General features: G+C 73.2%; 25 protein-coding genes and 1 pseudogene. 20 read left to right on the forward strand and 6 right to left on the reverse strand.

All coding sequences use genetic code 11. From position 1 onward, the window contains the following. Positions 1-47: 47 nt before the first annotated feature. From BLS82_RS06705 to BLS82_RS06715, 3 genes are all read left to right on the forward strand, one after another. A complete protein-coding gene (locus BLS82_RS06705; RefSeq protein WP_092863166.1) occupies positions 48-1,442 on the forward strand; it encodes a glucose-6-phosphate dehydrogenase in 1,395 nt (464 codons plus the stop codon). A gap of 446 nt (positions 1,443-1,888) precedes the next feature. Then, positions 1,889-2,164 (forward strand): FitA-like ribbon-helix-helix domain-containing protein, encoded by a 276-nt coding sequence (locus tag BLS82_RS06710; protein ID WP_092863169.1) that lies wholly within the window; start codon positions 1,889-1,891, stop codon positions 2,162-2,164. Then, positions 2,161-2,556: a type II toxin-antitoxin system VapC family toxin gene (locus BLS82_RS06715; protein WP_092863172.1), complete on the forward strand. Its 396-nt coding sequence runs from the start codon at positions 2,161-2,163 to the stop codon at positions 2,554-2,556. The genes BLS82_RS06710 and BLS82_RS06715 overlap by 4 nt, the downstream gene beginning before the upstream one ends. A gap of 18 nt (positions 2,557-2,574) precedes the next feature. On the opposite strand, the gene BLS82_RS06720 is transcribed toward BLS82_RS06715, so the two are convergent. Continuing rightward, positions 2,575-3,564: an LLM class flavin-dependent oxidoreductase gene (locus tag BLS82_RS06720; protein WP_092864904.1), complete on the reverse strand. Its 990-nt coding sequence runs from the start codon at positions 3,562-3,564 to the stop codon at positions 2,575-2,577. Positions 3,565-3,632: 68 nt separating this feature from the next. After that, positions 3,633-4,889, reverse strand: coding sequence for a cysteine desulfurase-like protein (locus tag BLS82_RS06725; RefSeq protein ID WP_092863175.1), 1,257 nt, complete (start codon positions 4,887-4,889; stop codon positions 3,633-3,635). A gap of 97 nt (positions 4,890-4,986) precedes the next feature. On the opposite strand from BLS82_RS06725, the gene BLS82_RS06730 reads away from it, so the two are divergent. The 5 genes from BLS82_RS06730 (at position 4,987) to BLS82_RS06750 (ending at position 7,670) form a co-directional block, all read left to right on the forward strand. Next, complete coding sequence (locus tag BLS82_RS06730) at positions 4,987-5,229, forward strand: AbrB/MazE/SpoVT family DNA-binding domain-containing protein (protein ID WP_092864907.1); 243 nt, start codon at positions 4,987-4,989, stop codon at positions 5,227-5,229. Beyond that, positions 5,226-5,591: a type II toxin-antitoxin system VapC family toxin gene (locus tag BLS82_RS06735; RefSeq protein ID WP_092863178.1), complete on the forward strand. Its 366-nt coding sequence runs from the start codon at positions 5,226-5,228 to the stop codon at positions 5,589-5,591. The genes BLS82_RS06730 and BLS82_RS06735 overlap by 4 nt, the downstream gene beginning before the upstream one ends. A gap of 42 nt (positions 5,592-5,633) precedes the next feature. After that, positions 5,634-6,881 (forward strand): alpha/beta fold hydrolase, encoded by a 1,248-nt coding sequence (locus BLS82_RS06740; RefSeq protein ID WP_218123686.1) that lies wholly within the window; start codon positions 5,634-5,636, stop codon positions 6,879-6,881. 127 nt (positions 6,882-7,008) lie between these two features. Beyond that, positions 7,009-7,272, forward strand: coding sequence for a type II toxin-antitoxin system Phd/YefM family antitoxin (locus BLS82_RS06745; RefSeq protein ID WP_092863181.1), 264 nt, complete (start codon positions 7,009-7,011; stop codon positions 7,270-7,272). After that, a complete protein-coding gene (locus BLS82_RS06750; protein ID WP_092863184.1) occupies positions 7,269-7,670 on the forward strand; it encodes a type II toxin-antitoxin system VapC family toxin in 402 nt (133 codons plus the stop codon). The genes BLS82_RS06745 and BLS82_RS06750 overlap by 4 nt, the downstream gene beginning before the upstream one ends. A 12-nt stretch (positions 7,671-7,682) precedes the next feature. On the opposite strand, the gene BLS82_RS06755 is transcribed toward BLS82_RS06750, so the two are convergent. Genes BLS82_RS06755 through BLS82_RS16745 form a run of 3 tightly spaced genes read right to left on the reverse strand, consistent with a single transcriptional unit; the run spans position 7,683 to position 10,570 of the window. Beyond that, on the reverse strand, positions 7,683-9,536 hold the full coding sequence (locus tag BLS82_RS06755) for a DNA/RNA helicase domain-containing protein (protein ID WP_369811065.1): 1,854 nt from the start codon (positions 9,534-9,536) through the stop codon (positions 7,683-7,685). Then, positions 9,427-10,257, reverse strand: a complete 831-nt coding sequence (locus tag BLS82_RS16740) for a hypothetical protein (protein WP_369811066.1) — start codon at positions 10,255-10,257, stop codon at positions 9,427-9,429. Before BLS82_RS16740 ends, BLS82_RS06755 begins: the two co-directional genes overlap by 110 nt. 31 nt (positions 10,258-10,288) lie before the next feature. Further along, positions 10,289-10,570 (reverse strand): hypothetical protein, encoded by a 282-nt coding sequence (locus BLS82_RS16745; RefSeq protein WP_092863193.1) that lies wholly within the window; start codon positions 10,568-10,570, stop codon positions 10,289-10,291. A 285-nt stretch (positions 10,571-10,855) separates the two neighbouring features. Here BLS82_RS16745 and BLS82_RS06770 point away from each other — a divergent pair, with 285 nt between their 5' ends. Continuing rightward, positions 10,856-11,206 carry a hypothetical protein gene (locus BLS82_RS06770; protein ID WP_143028768.1) on the forward strand — a complete coding sequence of 117 codons (351 nt, stop codon included), beginning with the start codon at positions 10,856-10,858 and terminating at the stop codon, positions 11,204-11,206. Positions 11,207-11,492: 286 nt separating this feature from the next. On the opposite strand, the gene BLS82_RS15270 is transcribed toward BLS82_RS06770, so the two are convergent. Then, complete coding sequence (locus tag BLS82_RS15270) at positions 11,493-11,972, reverse strand: hypothetical protein (protein WP_143028769.1); 480 nt, start codon at positions 11,970-11,972, stop codon at positions 11,493-11,495. 252 nt (positions 11,973-12,224) lie between these two features. Here BLS82_RS15270 and BLS82_RS06775 point away from each other — a divergent pair, with 252 nt between their 5' ends. The 11 genes and pseudogenes from BLS82_RS06775 (at position 12,225) to BLS82_RS06830 (ending at position 18,571) form a co-directional block, all read left to right on the forward strand. Further along, the gene (locus BLS82_RS06775) at positions 12,225-12,527 is read left to right on the forward strand and encodes a type II toxin-antitoxin system Phd/YefM family antitoxin (RefSeq protein WP_176818972.1); all 303 of its coding nucleotides are present in this window, start codon (positions 12,225-12,227) and stop codon (positions 12,525-12,527) included. After that, entirely contained in the window at positions 12,524-12,811 is a 288-nt protein-coding gene (locus BLS82_RS06780) for a type II toxin-antitoxin system RelE family toxin (protein ID WP_218123688.1), read from the forward strand. The genes BLS82_RS06775 and BLS82_RS06780 overlap by 4 nt, the downstream gene beginning before the upstream one ends. Before the next feature lie 108 nt (positions 12,812-12,919). Further along, a complete protein-coding gene (locus BLS82_RS06785; protein WP_176818973.1) occupies positions 12,920-13,768 on the forward strand; it encodes a nuclease-related domain-containing protein in 849 nt (282 codons plus the stop codon). Between the two features lie 44 nt (positions 13,769-13,812). Then, positions 13,813-14,280 (forward strand): very short patch repair endonuclease, encoded by a 468-nt coding sequence (locus BLS82_RS06790; RefSeq protein WP_218123689.1) that lies wholly within the window; start codon positions 13,813-13,815, stop codon positions 14,278-14,280. 120 nt (positions 14,281-14,400) lie between these two features. Then, positions 14,401-14,769 (forward strand): hypothetical protein, encoded by a 369-nt coding sequence (locus BLS82_RS06795; RefSeq protein ID WP_092863205.1) that lies wholly within the window; start codon positions 14,401-14,403, stop codon positions 14,767-14,769. Between the two features lie 55 nt (positions 14,770-14,824). Further along, positions 14,825-15,229: a hypothetical protein gene (locus BLS82_RS15640; RefSeq protein WP_092863208.1), complete on the forward strand. Its 405-nt coding sequence runs from the start codon at positions 14,825-14,827 to the stop codon at positions 15,227-15,229. Between the two features lie 47 nt (positions 15,230-15,276). Beyond that, positions 15,277-15,663: pseudogene (locus BLS82_RS16345) on the forward strand (DUF86 domain-containing protein). Between the two features lie 82 nt (positions 15,664-15,745). Then, positions 15,746-15,988, forward strand: a complete 243-nt coding sequence (locus BLS82_RS06815) for a hypothetical protein (protein WP_092863214.1) — start codon at positions 15,746-15,748, stop codon at positions 15,986-15,988. Next, positions 15,985-16,329, forward strand: coding sequence for a type II toxin-antitoxin system PemK/MazF family toxin (locus BLS82_RS06820; protein WP_092863217.1), 345 nt, complete (start codon positions 15,985-15,987; stop codon positions 16,327-16,329). Before BLS82_RS06815 ends, BLS82_RS06820 begins: the two co-directional genes overlap by 4 nt. Continuing rightward, the gene (locus BLS82_RS06825; protein ID WP_092863220.1) at positions 16,326-17,786 is read left to right on the forward strand and encodes a carboxylesterase/lipase family protein; all 1,461 of its coding nucleotides are present in this window, start codon (positions 16,326-16,328) and stop codon (positions 17,784-17,786) included. The genes BLS82_RS06820 and BLS82_RS06825 overlap by 4 nt, the downstream gene beginning before the upstream one ends. Positions 17,787-17,926: 140 nt before the next feature. Beyond that, on the forward strand, positions 17,927-18,571 hold the full coding sequence (locus tag BLS82_RS06830; RefSeq protein ID WP_143028770.1) for a helix-turn-helix transcriptional regulator: 645 nt from the start codon (positions 17,927-17,929) through the stop codon (positions 18,569-18,571). Positions 18,572-18,598: the final 27 nt, after the last annotated feature.

Here is an 18,598-nt window from a genome sequence, read left to right on the forward strand (position 1 = left end):
GGCCCGGCGATCCGACGATCCGACGATCCGACGATGCGGAGACCGCTGTGATCACCCGCCTCCTCCTGCTCGGCGCCACCGGCGACCTCGCCGGGCGGTTCCTCCTGCCCGCCCTCGCCCGCTCGAGCGCCGACGGGCAGCTGCCGGCCGGCCTGCGCGTCGTCGGCGCCGCGCCGCAGGACCTCGACGACGACGCCTTCCGCGCGCACGTGGGTGCGCGCCTCGCCGAGCACGCCGCGGACGTGCCCGAGGAGGCGCGGACGGCGCTGCTGGAGCGGGTGCGGTACGCGCGGGTCGACCTCGACGACGTCGGGACCGTCGCCGCCGCGGTGCGCACCGCGACGTCCGGCCCGGACGACGACGTCGGTGGGGACGGCGGGGCCGGTGGGGACGGCGGGGCCGCGCCGGTGGCGGCCTACCTCGCGCTGCCGCCGACGGCGTTCCCGGCGGCGATCCGCGCCCTGGGGCGGGCGGGCCTGCCGGCCGGCAGCCGCATCGCGGTGGAGAAGCCGTTCGGGGAGGACCTGCAGGGCGCCGTCGCGCTCAACGCCCTGCTCGCCGACGTCACCGCGGATCTCGCGGGCCCCGGGCAGGCGGACGGCGCGGTCTTCCGCACCGACCACGCCCTGGCCATGCCCGGCGTGCAGGACCTGCTCGCCGCGCGACTGCCCGGCGGCGCGCTGGCGCAGGTGTGGCACGGCACGGCGATCGAGCGCGTGGAGGTGCTGTGGGAGGAGGTGATCGGCCTGGAGGGCCGAGCGGACTTCTACGACCGCGCCGGCGCGCTGAAGGACATCGTGCAGAACCACCTGCTGCAGGTGCTCGTGCTCACCGCGATGGAGCCGCCGGAGGGCGACGACGACGCCGCCCTGCACGCGGCCAAGCTCGCGCTGCTGCGCGCCGTGCGGCCTCCGGCCGGGCTCGCTCCGGACGCGTGGACGCGCCGGGCCCGCTACACCGCCGGGCGGCTGGCCGGCGCCGGCGGTGCGCTCGGACGGCGGGTGCCCGACTACGCCGCCGAGGAGGGCGTGGACCCCGCCCGCGGCACCGAGACCTACGCCGAGGTCGTCCTCGAGGTCGACGCGCCGCGGTGGGCGGGCACCCGGTTCGCCCTGCGCACGGGCAAGGCGCTCGCCGCCGGGCGCAAGGGCGTGCTCGTGCACTTCCGGAACGGCGCGTCCGCGCCCGGCGCGCAGGGCGGGCGGCTGTGGATCGACCTCGACGGCCCCGGCGGCGACCCGCGGGTCTCCGCCGAGCGGCGGGCCTACAGCACGGTGCTCGCCGACGTCCTCTCCGGCGGCAGCCGCGTGTCGGTCAGCGCGGAGGAGTCCGAGGAGGCGTGGCGGGCCCTCGCGCCGGTGCTGCGGGCGTGGCGCGAGGGCCGGGCGCCGCTGCTGCAGCACCCGGCCGGTTCGAGCGGGCCGGGGCTGCTGCGGGCGTGACGCTCACCGGGCGGCCGCCTGCGGCAGCTCGGCCTGCACCCGCCGCCAGCACCGCCTGGCGGCGCTGCGACTCGCGGGCCAGCTCCTCCTGGCGGGTGAGCTCCTCCTCGCTGAGGCCGGAGTCCTCACCCGGCGCGGGCACGCCGTAGTACCCGGGGTCGGGATAGGCCAGCGAGACCGCGCTGCGCACCAGGCTGACGGCGGCGAACAGGGCGATGACGAGCGTGACCAGGCAGACCAGGACAGGTAGAGGTTGCGCAGGGTCAGTCGTTCCTGAACGGCCACGACGCCTCCGATCGCCGCCCGGCGACCTCCCGCCGGCGTGATCACATCATCGCCCACCACGGGCGGAAGGACCAGGACCGACACCGACGGGCGGCGGTGCGGACGGGGCAGCCGTCGCTGCGCACGGCGCGGCATGGTATCGAACCGCTACCATGCCGGTCGTGGACCTCAACGTGCGCGACGTCCCTCCCGACGTCCACGCCCTGCTGCGCGAGCGTGCCGCCGCTGCGGGACAGAGCCTCCGGGCCCACGTGATCGAGGTGCTCACCCAGTCGGTGCGACGTCCGTCCGTGGCCGAGTGGCGTGCGCAGCTGGCCGACCTGCCTCCCGTGCGCTCCTCCCTCGACAGCGCCGAGCTGGTGCGCCTCGGTCGCCGGGACGGCGATCCGGACAGCCCTCCGGACGGCGACCCCTCCAGCGGACCCACCGGCGGATGAGCCCTGTGCTCGACGCCAGCGCTGCCGTCGAGATGCTGCGGCAGACCCCAGCCGGCACGCAGGTCGCGGCCGTCGTCGCGTCGAGAGCCGTGAGCGCTCCTGCGCACGTGGACGCCGAGGTGCTGTCGGCGCTGGCGCGCCTGGCGCGTGCGGATCCCGACGAGGAGCCTGCGGTGGGGCGGCGCCTGACCGTGCTGCGCGACGCGCCGATCACCCGGTACGCCTGCGGCCCCCTGCTCGCTGAGGCCTGGGGGCCGCGGGCGGACGTCGCGGTGCGGGACGGCCTGTACGTCGCCCTGGCGCGACGGCTCGGCACGGCGCTGCTCACCGTCGACCGCCGCCTCGAGCGGGCGCTGCGCGGTTCGGACGTCGAGGTCGTGGTCCCGGGCTGAGGCCGGCTCCCGCAGCGCTCAGGCGGGGACCGAGCGCGCCGCCTCGCCCAGCAGGCTCAGCGAGCGCAGCCGCGCCTCGGCGGTGGGGGAGGCGTGGGCGGTGATGAGCTCGTCGGCGTCGGCGCGGACGGCGAAGTCGTCCAGCTGCTCGCCCACCTGGTCCGGGGTGCCCAGCGCCGTGCAGGTGAGCATCCGGTCCACGTGCCGGCCCGCGCCGGCGTCCAGGAGCGCGTCGGCCTGCTCGTCGGAGAGGTCCTGACCGCGGCCGAAGAGGGCCACGGCGCGCTGGCGGCGCACCTGCACCAGCTGCGCGCGGGTGTCGTCCTCGGTGTCGGCGGCGAGCACGTTGACGCCGGCGATCACGTACGGGCGCTCCAGCTGCTCGGACGGCGCGAACTCGCGCCGGTAGAGCGCGACGGCGTCGTGCAGCGCCGCGGGCGCGAAGTGGGAGGCGAACGCGTACGGCAGGCCCAGCGCCGCGGCGAGGCCGGCGCCGAAGAGGGAGGAGCCCAGGACGTACAGGGGCACCCGGGTGCCGGCGCCGGGCACCGCGGTCACACCCGGCACCCGCGAGTCGCCGGCGAGGTAGGCCTGCAGCTCCAGGACGTCCGAGGGGAACGCGTCGGACGCCGCGGGGTCGCGGCGCAGCGCGGCGAACGTCGCCTGGTCCGAGCCGGGCGCGCGGCCCAGGCCGAGGTCGATGCGGCCGGGATGGACCTCGGCCAGGGTGCCGAACTGCTCGGCGATCGTCAGCGGCGCGTGGTTGGGCAGCATCACCCCGCCCGCGCCGAGGCGGATGGAGCGGGTGTGCGCCGCGACGTGCGCGATCAGCACCGCGGGCGCGGAGGAGGCGATGCTCGGCATGTTGTGGTGCTCGGCGTACCAGACCCGGCGGTAGCCGAGCTCCTCCGCGCGCTGGGCGAGGGCCACCGAGGCGGCGATCGTCTCGCCGATGCTGCCTCCCTTCGGCACGAAGGCGAGGTCGAGCACGGACAGCGGCACGCGGATGGACATGCCTGAGGCAACGGTCGCGGAGCGGTGGCTCTTCCGCCGGACCGTCCGCCGGCTGCGGCCGCTCAGGCGCCCGCGGCCGCCAGGAAGCCCGCCAGGCCCTCCAGCAGCCGGTCGACGTCGGCGTCGTCGGTGTAGGGCGCGAGGCCGGCGCGCAGCCCGCCGGCATCGCCGAGCCCGAGGTGGCGGGACGCCTCGAGGGCGTAGAAGTGCCCGGCGGGGGCGTTGACGCCGCGCTCGGCGAGGTGCCGGGCGGCCGCCCCCGCCGCACCCGGGCCGAGCCCGGGGAAGGTCATCAGCAGCGTGGGCGTGCGGTGCGCGGCGCGCGAGTGCAGGACGACGCCCGGCAGGTCCCGCAGCCCGGCCTCGAGGCGCTCGCGCAGGCGGTCCTCGTGCGCCTCGACCGCGGCCATCGACGCGAGGAGCTGCGCGCGCCGTCCCAGCGCCGTCGCCTCGCCGGGGGCGAGGGCGGCGAGGAAGTCCACGGCGGCGGTGGCGCCGGCCATCAGCTCGTACGGCAGCGTCCCCAGCTCGAAGCGCTCGGGAACGGCGTCGCTCGACGGCACGAGCTTGTCCGGGTGCAGGCGCTCGAGCAGCGCGGGCGCGGCGGCCAGGGCCCCGCAGTGCGGGCCGAGGAACTTGTACGGGGAGCAGACGTAGAGGTCCGCGCCGAGCGCGGCGACGTCCACGGGCGCGTGGGCGCTCAGGTGGACGCCGTCCACCCACGTCAGCGCGCCGGCGTCGTGGGCGAGGGCGGTGAGGGCGGGCAGGTCCGGGCGGGTGCCGATGAGGTTCGACGCGCCCGGCAGCGCCACGAGCCGAGTGCGGTCGCCCAGCTGCGGCGCCAGGTGCTCGGGGGCCAGCTCGCCGGTGGCGGGGTCGAAGCCGACCCAGCACACCCGCGCCCCGACCCGCTCGGCGGCGAGCACCCAGGGGCGGATGTTGGCGTCGTGGTCCAGGCGCGTGACGACGACCTCGTCGCCCGGCGTCCAGGTCGCGGCCAGCGCGCGGGAGACGTCGAAGGTCAGCTGGGTGGCGCTGCGCCCGAGCACCACGCCGCTGGGGTCGGCGCCCAGCAGGTCCGCGAGCGCGGCGCGGCAGCCCTGCACGGTCGCCTCGGCGGTGCGGGCGGCGGCCGTGAGGGTGCCGCGGTTGGAGGTCGGGGCCAGCATCGCCGCCGCGACCGCTTCGGCGACCTGGCGGGGGACCTGCGTGCCACCGGGACCGTCGAAGTGCGCCGCCCCGGCGGCCAGGGCCGGGAACTGCGCCCGCACGGCGGCGACGTCGTAGCCGCCGGGGGCCTCCACCACGGGCTGCGTCATGGGGCCAGTCTGTCGCCGTCGCGATGCGGCCCCGCGACCGCGCGGCGTTGGTGCGGCACGCAGCCCACAACGAGTGCTCCGGTGGTACCTTCGCGACATGAGTGGGACGTACAGCGTCAGCCTGGGAGACCGAGGCCGGCTGGTCGTGCCCGCGGAGCTGCGCGACCGCCGCGGCTGGCGCGAAGGAACCGCGCTGGTCCTCGTCGAGACGCCCCGAGGCGTCGTCCTCCTGCCCCGGCAGGAGCTCCGCGACCTGGTGCGCTCCGACTTGTCCGGCAGCGACGTGGTCGCCGAGCTGCTGGCCGAGCGTCGTGCCGCGGCCGAGGCCGAGGACCGGTGAGCGTCTTCGACGCGTCCGCGCTGCTGGCGTACCTGCGGGGTGAGCCGGGAGCGGACCTCGTCGAGGAGCACCTGGGTGCCGGTGGCAGCTGCAGCGCGGCGAACTGGTCGGAAGTGGCGCAGAAGGTGCGTGCAGCGGGAGCTGACTGGCCGCTCGCCCGTGCGCTCCTGCGCAGCTACCCCCTCACCGTCGAGCCTGTGACCGAGGCGGACGCTGAGGAGGCAGCGGCCTCGTGGGAGCGTGGGGCGGGTCTGTCGCTGGGGGACCGGCTGTGCCTGGCGCTCGGCGCCCGGCTCGGGACGACAGTCCTCACCGCTGACCGTGGGTGGGCGGACCGGCCGTCGGTGCTCCTCGTCCGCTGATGGTCCGCTGACCCTCTGCCCGGGCGTGGCAGGCTCGCGCGCGTGCCCGCGACCACGTCGGTGACCGTCCGCACCCCCGGCCTCGTCCTCGTCGAGCACGAGGTGCCGGTGCCGCTGGACCACGACCGCCCCGACGGCCCGTCGATCCCCGTCTTCGCGCGCGAGGTCGCCGACCCCGACGGCCTCGACCGCCCGTTCCTGCTGTTCCTGCAGGGCGGCCCCGGCAATGAGGCGCCGCGCCCCACCGGGTCGCCGATGTCACCGGGCTGGCTGGAGCGGGCGCTCGCCGACCACCGGGTGCTGATGCTCGACCAGCGCGGCACCGGCCGCTCGGCGCCGGTCGGGGACCTGCCGGGGATGTCGCCGGCCCAGCAAGCAGAGCACCTGACCCGCTTCCGCGCCGACAGCATCGTTCGGGACGCCGAGGCCGTGCGGGAGGCGCTCGGAGTGCGCCGCTGGAGCGTGCTCGGGCAGTCCTTCGGCGGCTTCTGCGCCCTGACCTACCTGTCGATCGCCCTCGAGTCGCTGGACGCCGCCTACGTCACCGGCGGCCTACCGCCGGTCGGGCGCTCCCCCGACGAGGTCTACGCCGCCACCTGGGCGCGCCACCGCGAGCTGGTCGAGCGCCACTACGCCCGCTGCCCCAGCGACCGCGAGCGGGTGCTGGCGCTGCACCGGCGCCTGTCTTCTGAGCCGCTCGCCCTGCCCGGCGGGGACTTCCTGACCGCCCGCCGGTTCCGCAGCGCCGGGCACGGCCTGGGCATGAGCGACGGATCCGACCGCCTGCACGGGCTGCTGGAGCTGCCCGCGGACTCCCCGGCGTTCCGCGCCGACGCCGCTGACCTCATGGGCTTCGCGCGCAACCCGCTGTACGCCGTCCTGCACGAGGCCTGCTACGCCGACGGCGCCACGACGGCGTGGTCGGCGGACCGCACGCGCCCCGCCGCCTTCGACGAGGACCCCTCGCTGCTCTTCGGCGAGCACGTGCACCCGTGGGTGCTGGACGACGTGGGGGCGCTCGCGCCGCTGCGCGACGCGGCGCTGCTGCTGGCCGACCACCCGTGGCCGCGGCTGTACGACCCGGCGCAGCTCGCGGTCAACGAGGTGCCGGTTGCGGCGGCCGTCTACGCCGAGGACCCCTACGTGGAGGCGACCTTCTCCCTGGAGACCGCGCGGGCGGTGCGCGGGGCGCGGGTGTGGCTGACGAACGAGCACCTGCACAACGGCCTGCGCGCGGACGGCGCCCGGATCCTGGACCGCCTGATCGCGATGGCCCGCGGCCGCGCCTGACCGGTGCGCCGCTGAAGCGTCCGCCGCCGGCGGATGCCGGCATCCATGACCTGCTCGGCGGGCTGCGCCGACTCGAGCGAGGTAGACGTGGGCGACATGCGGCTACGACGCGGCTACGCTCGTCGCCATGACGGAGATCGCGGCTCGTGAGCTGCGCAACGACACGAGCGCAGTGATCCGACGAGCGCAGGGCGGCGAGCACATCGTCATCACCGTCAGGGGACGTCCCGCCGCGCAGCTCGTACCGCTCCCTCACAGCGGCCCTGGCGCGTGGGTGTCGCGGGAGCAGCTCGTCCGCCAGCTGCGCACCGTGCAGGCGGATGCGGGGCTGCGGCGGGACCTCGCAGAACTGGCCGGGGACACCACCGACGACCTCGAACCCCTGACGTGACGGCGCCCAGGGGTCTCCTCGACACCTCCGTCTACATCGCCACCGAGTCGGGCCGCGGCCTCGATGAGAGCAACCTGCCTGACGAGGGCGCCCTGTCGGTCGTGACCCTGGCGGAGCTGCGGGCAGGGGTCCTGGCGGCCGTCGACACCGGCGTCCGCGCCCGCCGGCTGGCGACGCTGGAGGCGGCGTCGACGGTCAAGGCCTTCGGCATCGACGCAGCGGTCGCAGGGGAGTGGGCGCGTCTTCGCGTGCACCTGGCCGAGACGGGGCGACGGGTCGGCGTCAACGACCTGTGGATCGCCGCCACGGCCGTGGCTCACCGCCTGCCTGTGGTCTCCCAGGACGGCGACTTCGATGCGCTCGTCGGCGCTGAGGGCTTCACCTTGATCCGCGTCTGATCCACAGCACCGTCAGGGACCTGCTTCGCGCTGGTCGGCGGTTCCCCGTCCCACGAGCTGGCGCAGCGCTTCTCGGGTCTCGGCGTCCGTGGAGTAGATGACCGTGCCGATCATCCCGCGGGTGAGGAGCACCTTGTAGACGTTGCGCACGAGGCGGTCGAAGTCGGCATCGCTCACCGAGGTCCGGCTGCGGAAGTCCGGATCCCTGTTGGCCGACCGGTCGCTGACGAAGCGTCCGTCTCGCCAGACCAGGTCCGGACCGAGGATGACGCCGCTCCAGTCGTATTCGAAGCCCTGGGCCGTGTAGACGCACCCCACCTGGCCGAAGCCGCCGTCCTCGGTCGCCCACAGCGAGGCAGGAGGGGCGCCGTCGACCCGGCGCTCACCCTTGAGGTTCCACGGCCTGGCCCAGGCGCCGATCTGCACGTCCGAGACGAGTGTTCCGTCGGGACGCGGGTCGCTCCACGGCCAGCAGTAGCCAGCGGAGAGCCGCCCGCTGTACGGACCTCGCTCGTCGGCCGTGCGCGCGGCGACGAACTGCTCCATCTCCTCGGGCGTCTCGGCGATCCGGACGTCGAAGGCAGGGTCGCCGTCCCAGGTCACCGGACCTCCCTCGACCAGGCCGAGGAGGCGCTCGACCCAGCGCAGGTACTCGGCGCTGCCGCCGCATCGGTACTGCCCGTCGAGCTCGATCACCTGCACGTCCAAGCCCAGCTTGCCAGCGTGCCGGGTGATCTCCTCCAGGGATCCCATCTCGCCGGGGCGGACGACCTGGTGCTCGTCGAGGAGGAACACCGGCACGCGGGCGGCGGCCATGAGCTCGTCGACCTGAGGCCTGTCCGTGCGCAGCTCCGCGCGGGTGTACCGGTTGGCGGACGTGTGCCGGATGCGGTGCGCCTCATCGAGGATGAGGACGTCGAGCGCGTTCCTCTCGGCGTCCATGAACTGGTTGAAGTACTTGAACACCTTCTGAACCCGCGGCGAGCGGTTGCCAGCGACGCGGCGAAGGGTCTGGGTGAACGAGCGCGACCCCGTGGCGTGCAGGACGGTGCGGTTCTGGCGCGCCAGCTCTCCGAGGAGGGACAGCGCGATCACGCTCTTGCCGCTGCCCGGACCTCCGGTGACCACGATGACGCGCTTGCGGTCGGCCTGCTGTGCCCGTCGGACGGTGTGGAGCGTCAGCTTGACCGCGGCGTCCTGCTCCGCGAGGAGCCGGAACTGCTCGCGGTCACGGACCTCGTCGGCCGCGAGCTTCAGGAGCTGCTTGGACGGTGCTACGGGGGAGTTGAGCAGCTCGTCGGCGAACGGGGCTCCCTTGACGTCGGTGCTGAGCCGGCTGCGTAGGAAGGACTGGAAGGCGCCGCGGTCAGCACCGATGAAGAGCCGTCCTCGGGTGTCCACGGGGCGGTCGAAGAGGTCTTGGACGGCGAGCGGGTCGGTGGCGTTGTGGAGGTACGCCGCGCCGGCCACGGCGTCCGGATGGTTCTCGAGAACCCGGAGGAAGTCTGTGAGGTAGTCGCAGTACCCAGTCACCTGCGTGACGGGGTGGAGCTTCGGTCCGCCGGGAGCACCGGGCACCTCCACCAGGTCGGGGTTGCCCTCGAAGTGCCGTGCCTGTGACCACTGCTTGAACTCGACGACGACGTAGGACGCCTGCCCCGTCTGCGGGTGCGCTCCAGCGAGGATGACGTCGGCCCGCTTGGACGTCAGGGGCAGGTGGTGCTCCAGTAGCACCTCGACGTCCCCGAGACCGGCGTCACGCAGGTCTGCCGCCAGCACGGGCAGGCTGCGCTCCCAGGAGTGCACCTCCGACTCGGATGGGGCATGGCCTGCACGGTGCAGCATCTGGCGCATCATCTGCTCGATGACGGAGTCGTCGGAAGCGCTCGACGCCAACGAGGCAGCGGACAGGCGGACCAGTGACACGGGAACGTCCTCCGGGCAGCACGAATCGACTCGTGCGGGTGGAGGCGTGTCGAGGACCGTCGGAGACGGACGAAGCCTGTCGGGCCGCAGGGATCACGGTAGACGTGAAGTTCGCCGCTCGAAGCAGATGTAGGGCATCAGGGGACAGACCGGCTCGGCGGCAGGACGGCACCCGCCACCAGATCCGGCGGGCTCCGAGCCGCTGTCGTCCATGGCCGCGTCCGTGGGCGTCCAAACTGCGCTGGATGCGTGATGTGGGCGAGGTGATGGTTTCGGGGTGAGTTGGGGTAGTGGGTGCTGTCCGTCGCATACGGGGCCAGGCCTCAAGAGCCGTTGTCAGTAGCGGTCCTCCAAGATGCTTAGTACCCACGCGCTGGCGGTCAGCGCGGTGATGCGCCAGGGGCATAGGGTGATGCGATGCAGGGCTCGCTAGCGGATTTTGAGTTGGGCGATGCCGTGCTCGACGAAGGCCCGGTGGGGTCGATGTAGAAGTTTCACCCAAGGGTGGCCGGGGCGAGAACTTGTCCGCCTGTGTGGGAAGACCCTGGCGGGCAGCCAGGTGGAGCAGGGGCAGTGCGTGTCGGCGGGTGCAGTTCAGATCGTGGGTGCCGTCGGGCTTGACCGGTGACATCCACAGCAGTCGTCCGTCAGGGTCGCAGATGACCTGGACGTTGCCGCCGTGGCGGCGACGCTTACCGGAGTACCAACCATCGGCTCCTGGGCCGGGGTCGCGGGTGCGATCGGCGGGGGATCAGGGTGCCGTTGAGCAGCAGGTGTTCATGTCCGGCGCGAACCGCCTCGCTGATGACCTCGCTGAGGTTCAGGGCTTGGACGGCGATGACGTCGAGCGTTTCATGAAGGTAGCGGTAGGCGCTGGACAGGCTGATGTGGTTGTCTCGAGCTAGGTCGGTGACCGCGGTGTGCTGACGCACGAATCGCAGTAGCAGCACCGCTTGGGCGAAGTACCGCAGCACCCGGCGGTGCCTACGGGTGCTGATCCTGACCCGGTGGGCCGCCAGCAGGCGCGCAATGCGCCGTGCGAGGCAGCGGGGGACGTCGAGGCTGGCGCGGTGAGGAAGCACGCATGATTCTGAAGGGCACCACCGACGGCTCTGGCCGCCGCCAGTCAAGAACGCAGGCCCTCATACCCTCACCGGGCGCGCAGCTCGCGACGCCGCCGGCAACGCCTCTTTGACTGTCTCACTAGGGAATGAGATGTTGCAGGTGTGGCACGAAGTATCGAACGGATAATCTTCATCGTGCACGGTGTCGTGACGCTGGCTGCGGCGGTCGTGCTCGTGGTGCTTCCTGCGGCCATACCTGCGATCGTGGGCATCTCGATGAGATCCAACGAGTATCTGCTCTCGTACTTCTTGGCCGCCGCGGAACTCGGGATCGGCGCGCTGTCCCTCACGGTGCCGCGCATGCACGATGCAAGTGCTGTCTGGCTGATCGCACTCTCCTTTGCGGCTTTTCATGGCGCGACCGCAATCCTCGAGGTCGTCTACATGATCATGGAGGAGGCGAGCGCGGTCTTGATCGCGAACATCGTCGTACGGGTCATCGCCACGGTCGCATTCCTGCTCGTCGCTCGAGAGCGACAAGCATGATTCCGACTCATCCAGAGCAGCCCCGAGCCTGCCCGCTTCCGCCTCTGCCCCCGGGGCACCCCTTCAATCGCCGCCACTGCATTGGTGTTGAGGAGCATCGAGGAGGGCCGCTAGTGACAGAGGCTCAATGCCTTACAGGAGAGGCCGGGCCATGTGGAGGACCTCAGCATGGGCTTTGCGCCCGGAGGAGCTGGTCGCCCTTGGCGTGCCGACCGGCGCCTGCGCGGGGTTTCGGACTGCGCGGTCTAGGCCGACTGCGTCGCCTCGTTGCAGGAGACCTTTCGACTCACCGGCTTCTGCGTCTCCGCCACCAGTCCCGCACGCGATGCGCACCGCCCCTCGCTACTGTTGAGACAAGCGGATAGAGGAGGCCGAACCCCACGAGTGCGGTGGCTCCAGCACCGCTAACCAGAAGTCGCCCGTCGTTGGTCGCCTCCGTGGCTCGGTCGAGGTGGTAGGAGACAACGGCCGCATCAGCCGCAACGGCTGCCTCCGCTCGCTCCGCCGATACCGGCGTGGAACTCGGCAGCACGGGAAGGTTCGGGTAGCTGTCCCTATCTGCTCCACCCTCGACCACAGCATGAGCGAGGGCGTTCACTGCGGCCTTGTTATGGACGTCAGCGACCTTGTAGCGATCGGCCGCGTCGTCGTAGTACCAGAGGGCGGCCAGTGCCACTAATACGGTACCGGCGAAGGATTTCAGGAAGATGTCAATCCATCGGTGTAATGAGGCGTCGGGTTGGCTAGGCGTCTCGGTTATGGTCACGGTCCCCAGCTTGTCCTGACCCACCGACATGAACCGCCTCAGTACGGTCGACCTCGCAGACGTGATCGGCGGGGTTGCCGACTGATCATGGCTTGGCCCGCGGCCACGGCGACGACCATCGCCTCCGCGATAGAGAATGATAGGTCCCGGCCGGTCAGCAGGCAGAACACGCGCATGGCGACCCATGCGAGGCGCTCGTCGCCGTCGATCAGGAGCTAGTAGCGGGCCGACGATCTGACTAGAATTCTGTACATGACCACGCTGCCCCTGGCCGAAGTCCGTGCTCAGTTGTCGAGCCTGGTCGACGAGGCCCAGGCCACGCACGAGCGCTACGACATCACCCGGAACGGGCGCCGTGCTGCTGTGCTGCTCAGCGCGGAGGACTTCGACGCCCTGGAGGAGACCCTCGCAGTCCTGGCGGACCAGGACCTGCTGCGGGCCCACCTGACCGGTCTGGCCGAGGTGGCGGCCGGTGACGTCGTCGATGCAGATGTGGTGCAGGTGGTGCGCGACCGAAAGCCTTCGTCAGGCGTGGACGACGTGCGCGATCAGTGACCGAGCAGCCGGCGGAGGGGCCGTACTCCGTCGAGCTGGCCTCGTCGGCAGCACGGGACCTCTCCGACGAGCTCCCCGAACCCGTGGCTGCGGCCGTGTACGAGCTCATCAACGGGCCCCTGCGCCAGAACCCCTACCGCGTCGGCAAGACGCTCCGGCCGCCGTTGGCGCCGGCGCTGTCCGCTCGCCGAGGGACTTATCGGGTGCTCTACGTCATCGACGAGGACACCCGCACCATCACGGTCACAGCGGTGAGCCACCGCGCCCACGCGTACCGGGCCTGACGAGTCCGACCACCCGGACGGCGCAGGGCAAGTCGGCCGTCGGGGTGCTGGACCGGCTGGCGCCTTCACGACCACGGCGAGCTGTCCGACTCCGTCGATGAGACGGAGGTGGTCACGGCTGCTGGCGCGGGAGCCGACGCGCAGGCGCGACGGCTGGCGCAGAGGCTGGAGCAGAAGCGCGCCCAGATCGCGGCCGAGGAGCGCGAGGCCGAGGCGCTGCACCAGCGCTTGCGGAACTGGGAGGCTGGCGCCGAGGGCGAGCGGCTCGTCGCCGCGGAGCTCGATGCGCTGCGTGACGGCGGGTGGGTGCTCCTCCACGACGTCCACTGGCCGGGCCGTCCCAAGGCCAACCTGGACCACGTGGCGGTCGGGCCAGCGGGCGTACTCGTCATCGACACCAAGAACTGGTCGGGACCGGTCACCATCAGGTCCGAGGTGCTGTGGCGGGGTCGCTATCCCCAGCGCCGGGAGTGCGAGGCCGTGGCACATGCGACGGCAGCAGTCGCCGCGCTCCTGGAGCCAGCGCACCGCAGTGCGGTCGTCGGCGTGCTGTGCCTGGTGCAGCACGACCTCCCGGCCGCCTCGGTGACAGGAGGCGTCGTCGTGCTCGGCCGCTCCTCGGTCGCCGCGTGGTGTCGCGCGCTGCCGCAGCGGCTGACGGCGTCGGACGTCGCCACCATCGCGGCGCACCTGGAGCGGACGCTCGGCGCCCCGGCGTCCCCGGCGCAGCTGACCACCTGCCACATCCCCTCGCCCGGGAGCGTGCCTGCGCGCTGCCTGCCCCACCGGGCTTCCCGGTCCAGGCCGCGTCGATCAGCACCGACAAGGCGCGCCGGCATTCCTGCGCCGCGAACCCGCGGGGCCCGCCGCCGCGGCGGGATGCCTATGCCCGTTCGACTCGCCGTGGGAGCAGCCGCGGCGCTGAGCGCTCTGGGCTTCCTGCAGTCGATGAGCTGATCCGGGGCGACCCGCTGTCGTAGCCCCCGCCTACGGTCCTCGGCATGGACGAGGCCGTCGTCGTGACGACGCGTCCGATCGTCGTCCCGCCGGCGCCGGCCGCTTCCTCGCCGGCCGCGGCACGCACCATGAGGGCGAACCGCCGCCGCGACACCCAGCCCGAAGTCGCCCTGCGCCGGGAGCTCTGGCGGCGCGGTCACCGCTACCTCGTCGACGCCACACCCGCAGGCACCAGCAGGCGCCGACGCGCCGACGTCCTGCTGCGCGGCGCGCGGATCGCGGTCTTCGTCGACGGGTGCTTCTGGCACTCGTGCCCGCAGCACCTGTCCGTGCCGAAGCGCAACCGCGAGTGGTGGGAGGTCAAGCTCGCGAGCGTCCGCGAGCGCGACGCCCGCACGGACGTCGAGCTCCGCGCCGCCGGATGGGTGCCGGTGCGGATCTGGGAGCACGAGGAGCCGCGAGCGGCCGTGGACCGCCTGGAGGTGCTCCTCGCTTCCGGTCGTGGGCGCTGAGACGGCGAGGTGCTGCAGGAGCGGAAGCCGCTCCTGCAGCGCGGAACTGTCGGACCCGACGGCGACGATGGTCCTGTCCACCTCGGACGAGGTGGGCTCGGGACCGTCCTGGAGCGCGCCATGCTGTCTCCCACGCTGGACCTGCACGCCGTCGCGGACGCCGCCCTGCACGAGGGAGCGGTCGTCGGCTCCGGCCGCGCCCGCCTCGACCACGGGTTCGCCGTGGCCATCCCGGGCACCGAGGAGGTCGTCCCCACCACCAGCCAGGCGGCACTGGTCGGGGTCCTCGCCGGCTACGTCGGCCACCACCAGCGCGAGCTCGCCGGTGCTGACCGCGTCCTCGACGCCGCCGTCGAGGGCACCCACACGGCGATCGACGTCGCGGAGGTCTACACGGACCTGCCCACCGCGAGGTCCGCGGCCCGCGCCCTGCACCAGTGCGTCGTCCTCGACCTGGCCAGCCGCACCACCGTGCCCACCGACGCCTGACGCAGGCGCGACTGCCCGACACGGCCGCAGAGGTGAGCAGCCCTATCGTGACCGGATGAGCATCGCTGAGGCGTTCACCCGGTTGCGATCCGCCGCCGATGACGGCCGGATCGAGCGCATCTGCCGGCTCCACGGCGTCCGGCTGATGACGGTGTTCGGCAGCGCCGTCCGCGACGCCGAGCACGCTCACGACCTCGACATCGCGGTGTCGCTGGCTCCGGACGCGGATCTGCTCGGCCTCGTCGGTGACCTGTTGGACCTGACGGGCACCGACCTCGTCGACGTGATGGTCCTCGACGATGCCTCGCCCACGGCGCGGCGCAACGGCCTGAGCGGAGTCGTGCCGCTGCACGAGGCCGAGCCCGGTCTGTTCGCGCGCACCCAGATGGCGGCGGCGCTGGAGTTCTACGAGACCGCGTGGATGCGCCGCCTCGACCTGGAGCGGATGGCCGCCGGATGACCCCTCGGGCGGTGGACGTCGCCACCGTTCACGCCAAGCTGCGCCTGGTGGGGGAGCTGCTCGAAGCACTGGCAGTCGTCGGCGACGTCACGGCCGAGCGGTTGCGGTCCGACGTCATCACGCGGCTGGCGGTCGAGCGGATCCTCACCCAGGCCGTCGACCTCGTCGTGTCGGTGTGCAGTCACGTGGTGAGCGCACGGGGTTCGACAGCGCCGACGACGTACCGCGACGCGATCAGCAAGGCAGCGACGACGGGTCTCATCAGGAACGATCTCGCCACCTCGTTATGAGCGGCTGTCGGCCTGCGGAACGTCCTGGTCCACGAGTACGCCCGCGTCGATCTCGCTCGCGTCGCCGCTGCAGTGCCGGTCGCCGCGCGAGACCTGTCGGCGTTCGTCCGACAGGTAGCCGCGTGGTTGGTCGAACGCGCCTGATGGTGGAGACGACCGAGCGGCGCACGGTGACCTGCACCGTGCGCGCCGTGTCCAGCAGGTATACCAGAGGTATACTGCTCGGGTGGCACAGACGACGATCAAGGTCGACACCTCCCTCCGTGACCGTCTCAACGAGGAGGCGCGGCGAGACGGCGTCCCGGTCGGGCGCCTCCTCGAGGCGCTGCTCGCGGAGCGCGCCCGCAGCCGGCGCTTCGCGCAGCTGCGGGCGGCCGTGGCCGCGACGTCCGCCGACCAGCAGAAGTCCTACCAGGAGGAGACGGCGGCCTGGGCGACCACGGACGGTGACGGGCTGCACGGCGCGTGAGCCAGGCCTGGCACCGCGGCAGCGTGCTGTGGGCCTCGCTCGACACCGGCAGCGGGCATGAGCAGGCCGGTCGTCGCCCCGTCGTCGTGGTGGCCTCGAACGACTACCTCGAGACGGTGACGACGCTGGCGATCGTCGTCCCCGTCACCACCGTCGACCGGGGGTGGCCCAACCACGTGCCTCTGCGCGGTCCGACAGGCCTGCGACGACCGAGCTGGGCGATGACCGAGCAACCCCGCACCATCGATCGAGCCAGGGTCCGGACGGTCGCCGGTGAGGTGGACGCCGAGACGGAGGCCGCCATCGACGTCTACCTGCGCGACTTCCTGGCCCTGGCATGAGCGCGACGACGGTGACCACGACCGCCGGCCAGGTGCGAGGGCGCCGCAGCGACGGCGTCACCACCTGGCTCGGCGTCCCCTACACCGCCCCACCCGTCGGGCCGCTGCGCTTCCGCGCGCCGCAGCCCGTTCCGCGCTGGGACGGCGTCCGCCCGGCCCTGGAGCCGGGCGGCGCGGCGATGCAGCGGGCGCGGCTGAGCGCGCCGATGACCGGGCTCGGGTCCTCGGTGAGCGAGGACTGCCTGTACCTCAACGTCTCCTCGCCGGCCGCGGACGACGCCCGGCGCCCGGTTCTGGTGTGGCTGCACGGGGGCGCGTTCACGAACGGCTCCGGCGCGCTCTACGACGGCCGGCACCTCGCGGCGCTCGGGGACGTCGTGGTCGTCACCGTCAACTACCGGCTCGGGGTGTTCGGCTTCGTCGACCTGGCCGCGGTCACGAACGCCGACGTGCCGTCCAACCTCGGGCTGCGCGACGCGATCGCGGCGCTGGAGTGGGTGCGCGAGAACGTCGCGGCCTTCGGCGGCGACCCGGCGCGGGTGACGGTGGCGGGGGAGTCGGCCGGGTCGGTGCTGGTCTCGCTGCTGATGGTCGCGCCGGCGGCGCGCGGCCTGTTCCGCGCCGCCATCTGCTCCAGCGGCACCTACAGCCTCAACCACGGCGAGCAGGCGCGCACCGACGTCGCCGCGCGGTACGCGGCCGAGCTGCGGATCGGCCCCCGCGGCGGCGCGGCGCTGTCGGACCTGCCCGCCGAGCAGCTCCTCGCCGCGCAGGTCGCGGTGAGCGAGCAGGTGCACGCCACGACGCCGGCCGCGCCGTGGTTCGACGGCGACGTGGTGCCGGGCTCGCTGGAGCAGGCCCGGGCCGCCGTCCGCCCCGACCTGACCCTGCTGGCCGGCTCGACCCGCGACGAGATGCTGTTCTTCCGGCGCACCCGCTCGGACATCCTCCTCACCGGCCGGGCCGAGATCGCCTCCCGCCTGCGGAACGCCCTGGGGGAGGAGCACGCCGACGCGGTGCTGGCGCGCTACCCGAGGAGCCTCCTGGGTGAGGTGCGGCTGAGCACCGACCTGAACTTCGCGCGCCCGACCGCGCACCTCGCCGAGCGGCACGCCGCCGCCGGCGGGACGGCGTTCGCGTACCGCTTCGACGCCGCGACGCCGTGGCTGGGCGCCTGCCACGCCGCCGACCTGCCGTACTTGTGGGCCTGGGGCGGGGCGACGGCGTTCGTGCTGCGCGGAGCGCCCACCTCGGCCCGCCGCGCGCTGGCGGCGCGGCTGCAGCGGCACTGGGTCGACTTCGTGCGCGACGGGCACCCCGGCGGCGCCTGGCCGGTGCACGAGCTGCCCAAGCGGCGCACCCTCGTCCTCCACCCCGCGGGGGATCGGGTCCAGGTCGATCCGGCAGCCGAGCGCCGGACGGCGTGGGCGGGCGCCGACGTGATGCCGCACCCCTGAGCTGCTCCGTGAGCACCGCCGGAGCGGTCACCAAGAAGAGGCGAGTTGTCACTCAGCGTCGAGAGAATGGGCATTTATTCACTCGATATGACGTACCGGCACGAGAGTTGTTCCATGGACGAATGAGGTCACCAAGGCCGGTGTCCGAGCGCGCGCCCGAGATCGCCGCGGCGCTGCTGCAGCTGCCGCACGACCACGTCGCCGAGCCGCACCGCTCGTGGCTGCGCGATCAGTACCGCCGGGTCGTCCCCGTGGTGCTCGTCGACGCCCTGCGCGCGGCCGAGGACGGCAGCCCGCTCCCACCGCGGTGCGTGGCGCGGCTGCGCGAGCTGGCGGCCGACTGCTCCGAGACCGAGGTCCCGCTCGCCGTGAGCCTGCGCGCGACGCTGCCGGCGGTGCGGGTGTTCTGCGGGTTCGTCCAGGAGACCGCCGACGGCGCCCGTGCCGCCCAGCTGGTGGAGCGGGGGTGCGTGGTGGCCCAGGAGGTCATCAGCACCTGGGTGGAGGCGTGGGTGCGGGCCAGGTCCACCCGGGCCGCGAGGCCGACCGCCCCGCCGGAGCCGGGCGGCGACGAGGAGCTGGAGCCGGTGGACGAGGTCATGCTCGCCCTCGTGGCCGAGGGCAGGTCGAACGAGGAGATCGCGGCGGCCACCCACTACAGCCGGCAGGCCGTCGGATGGAGGCTGTCCCGGCTCATGCACCGCTGGCGGGTCTCGAACCGTGCTGCCCTGACCGCCACGGCCTACGCCAAGGGGATCCTCGTGCCGCCCCGCCGGCACCCCTGAACGGCGCACTCCTGCCGCGCGTGGTGC

This window comes from Quadrisphaera sp. DSM 44207 (assembly GCF_900101335.1).
GTDB lineage: Bacteria > Actinomycetota > Actinomycetes > Actinomycetales > Quadrisphaeraceae > DSM-44207.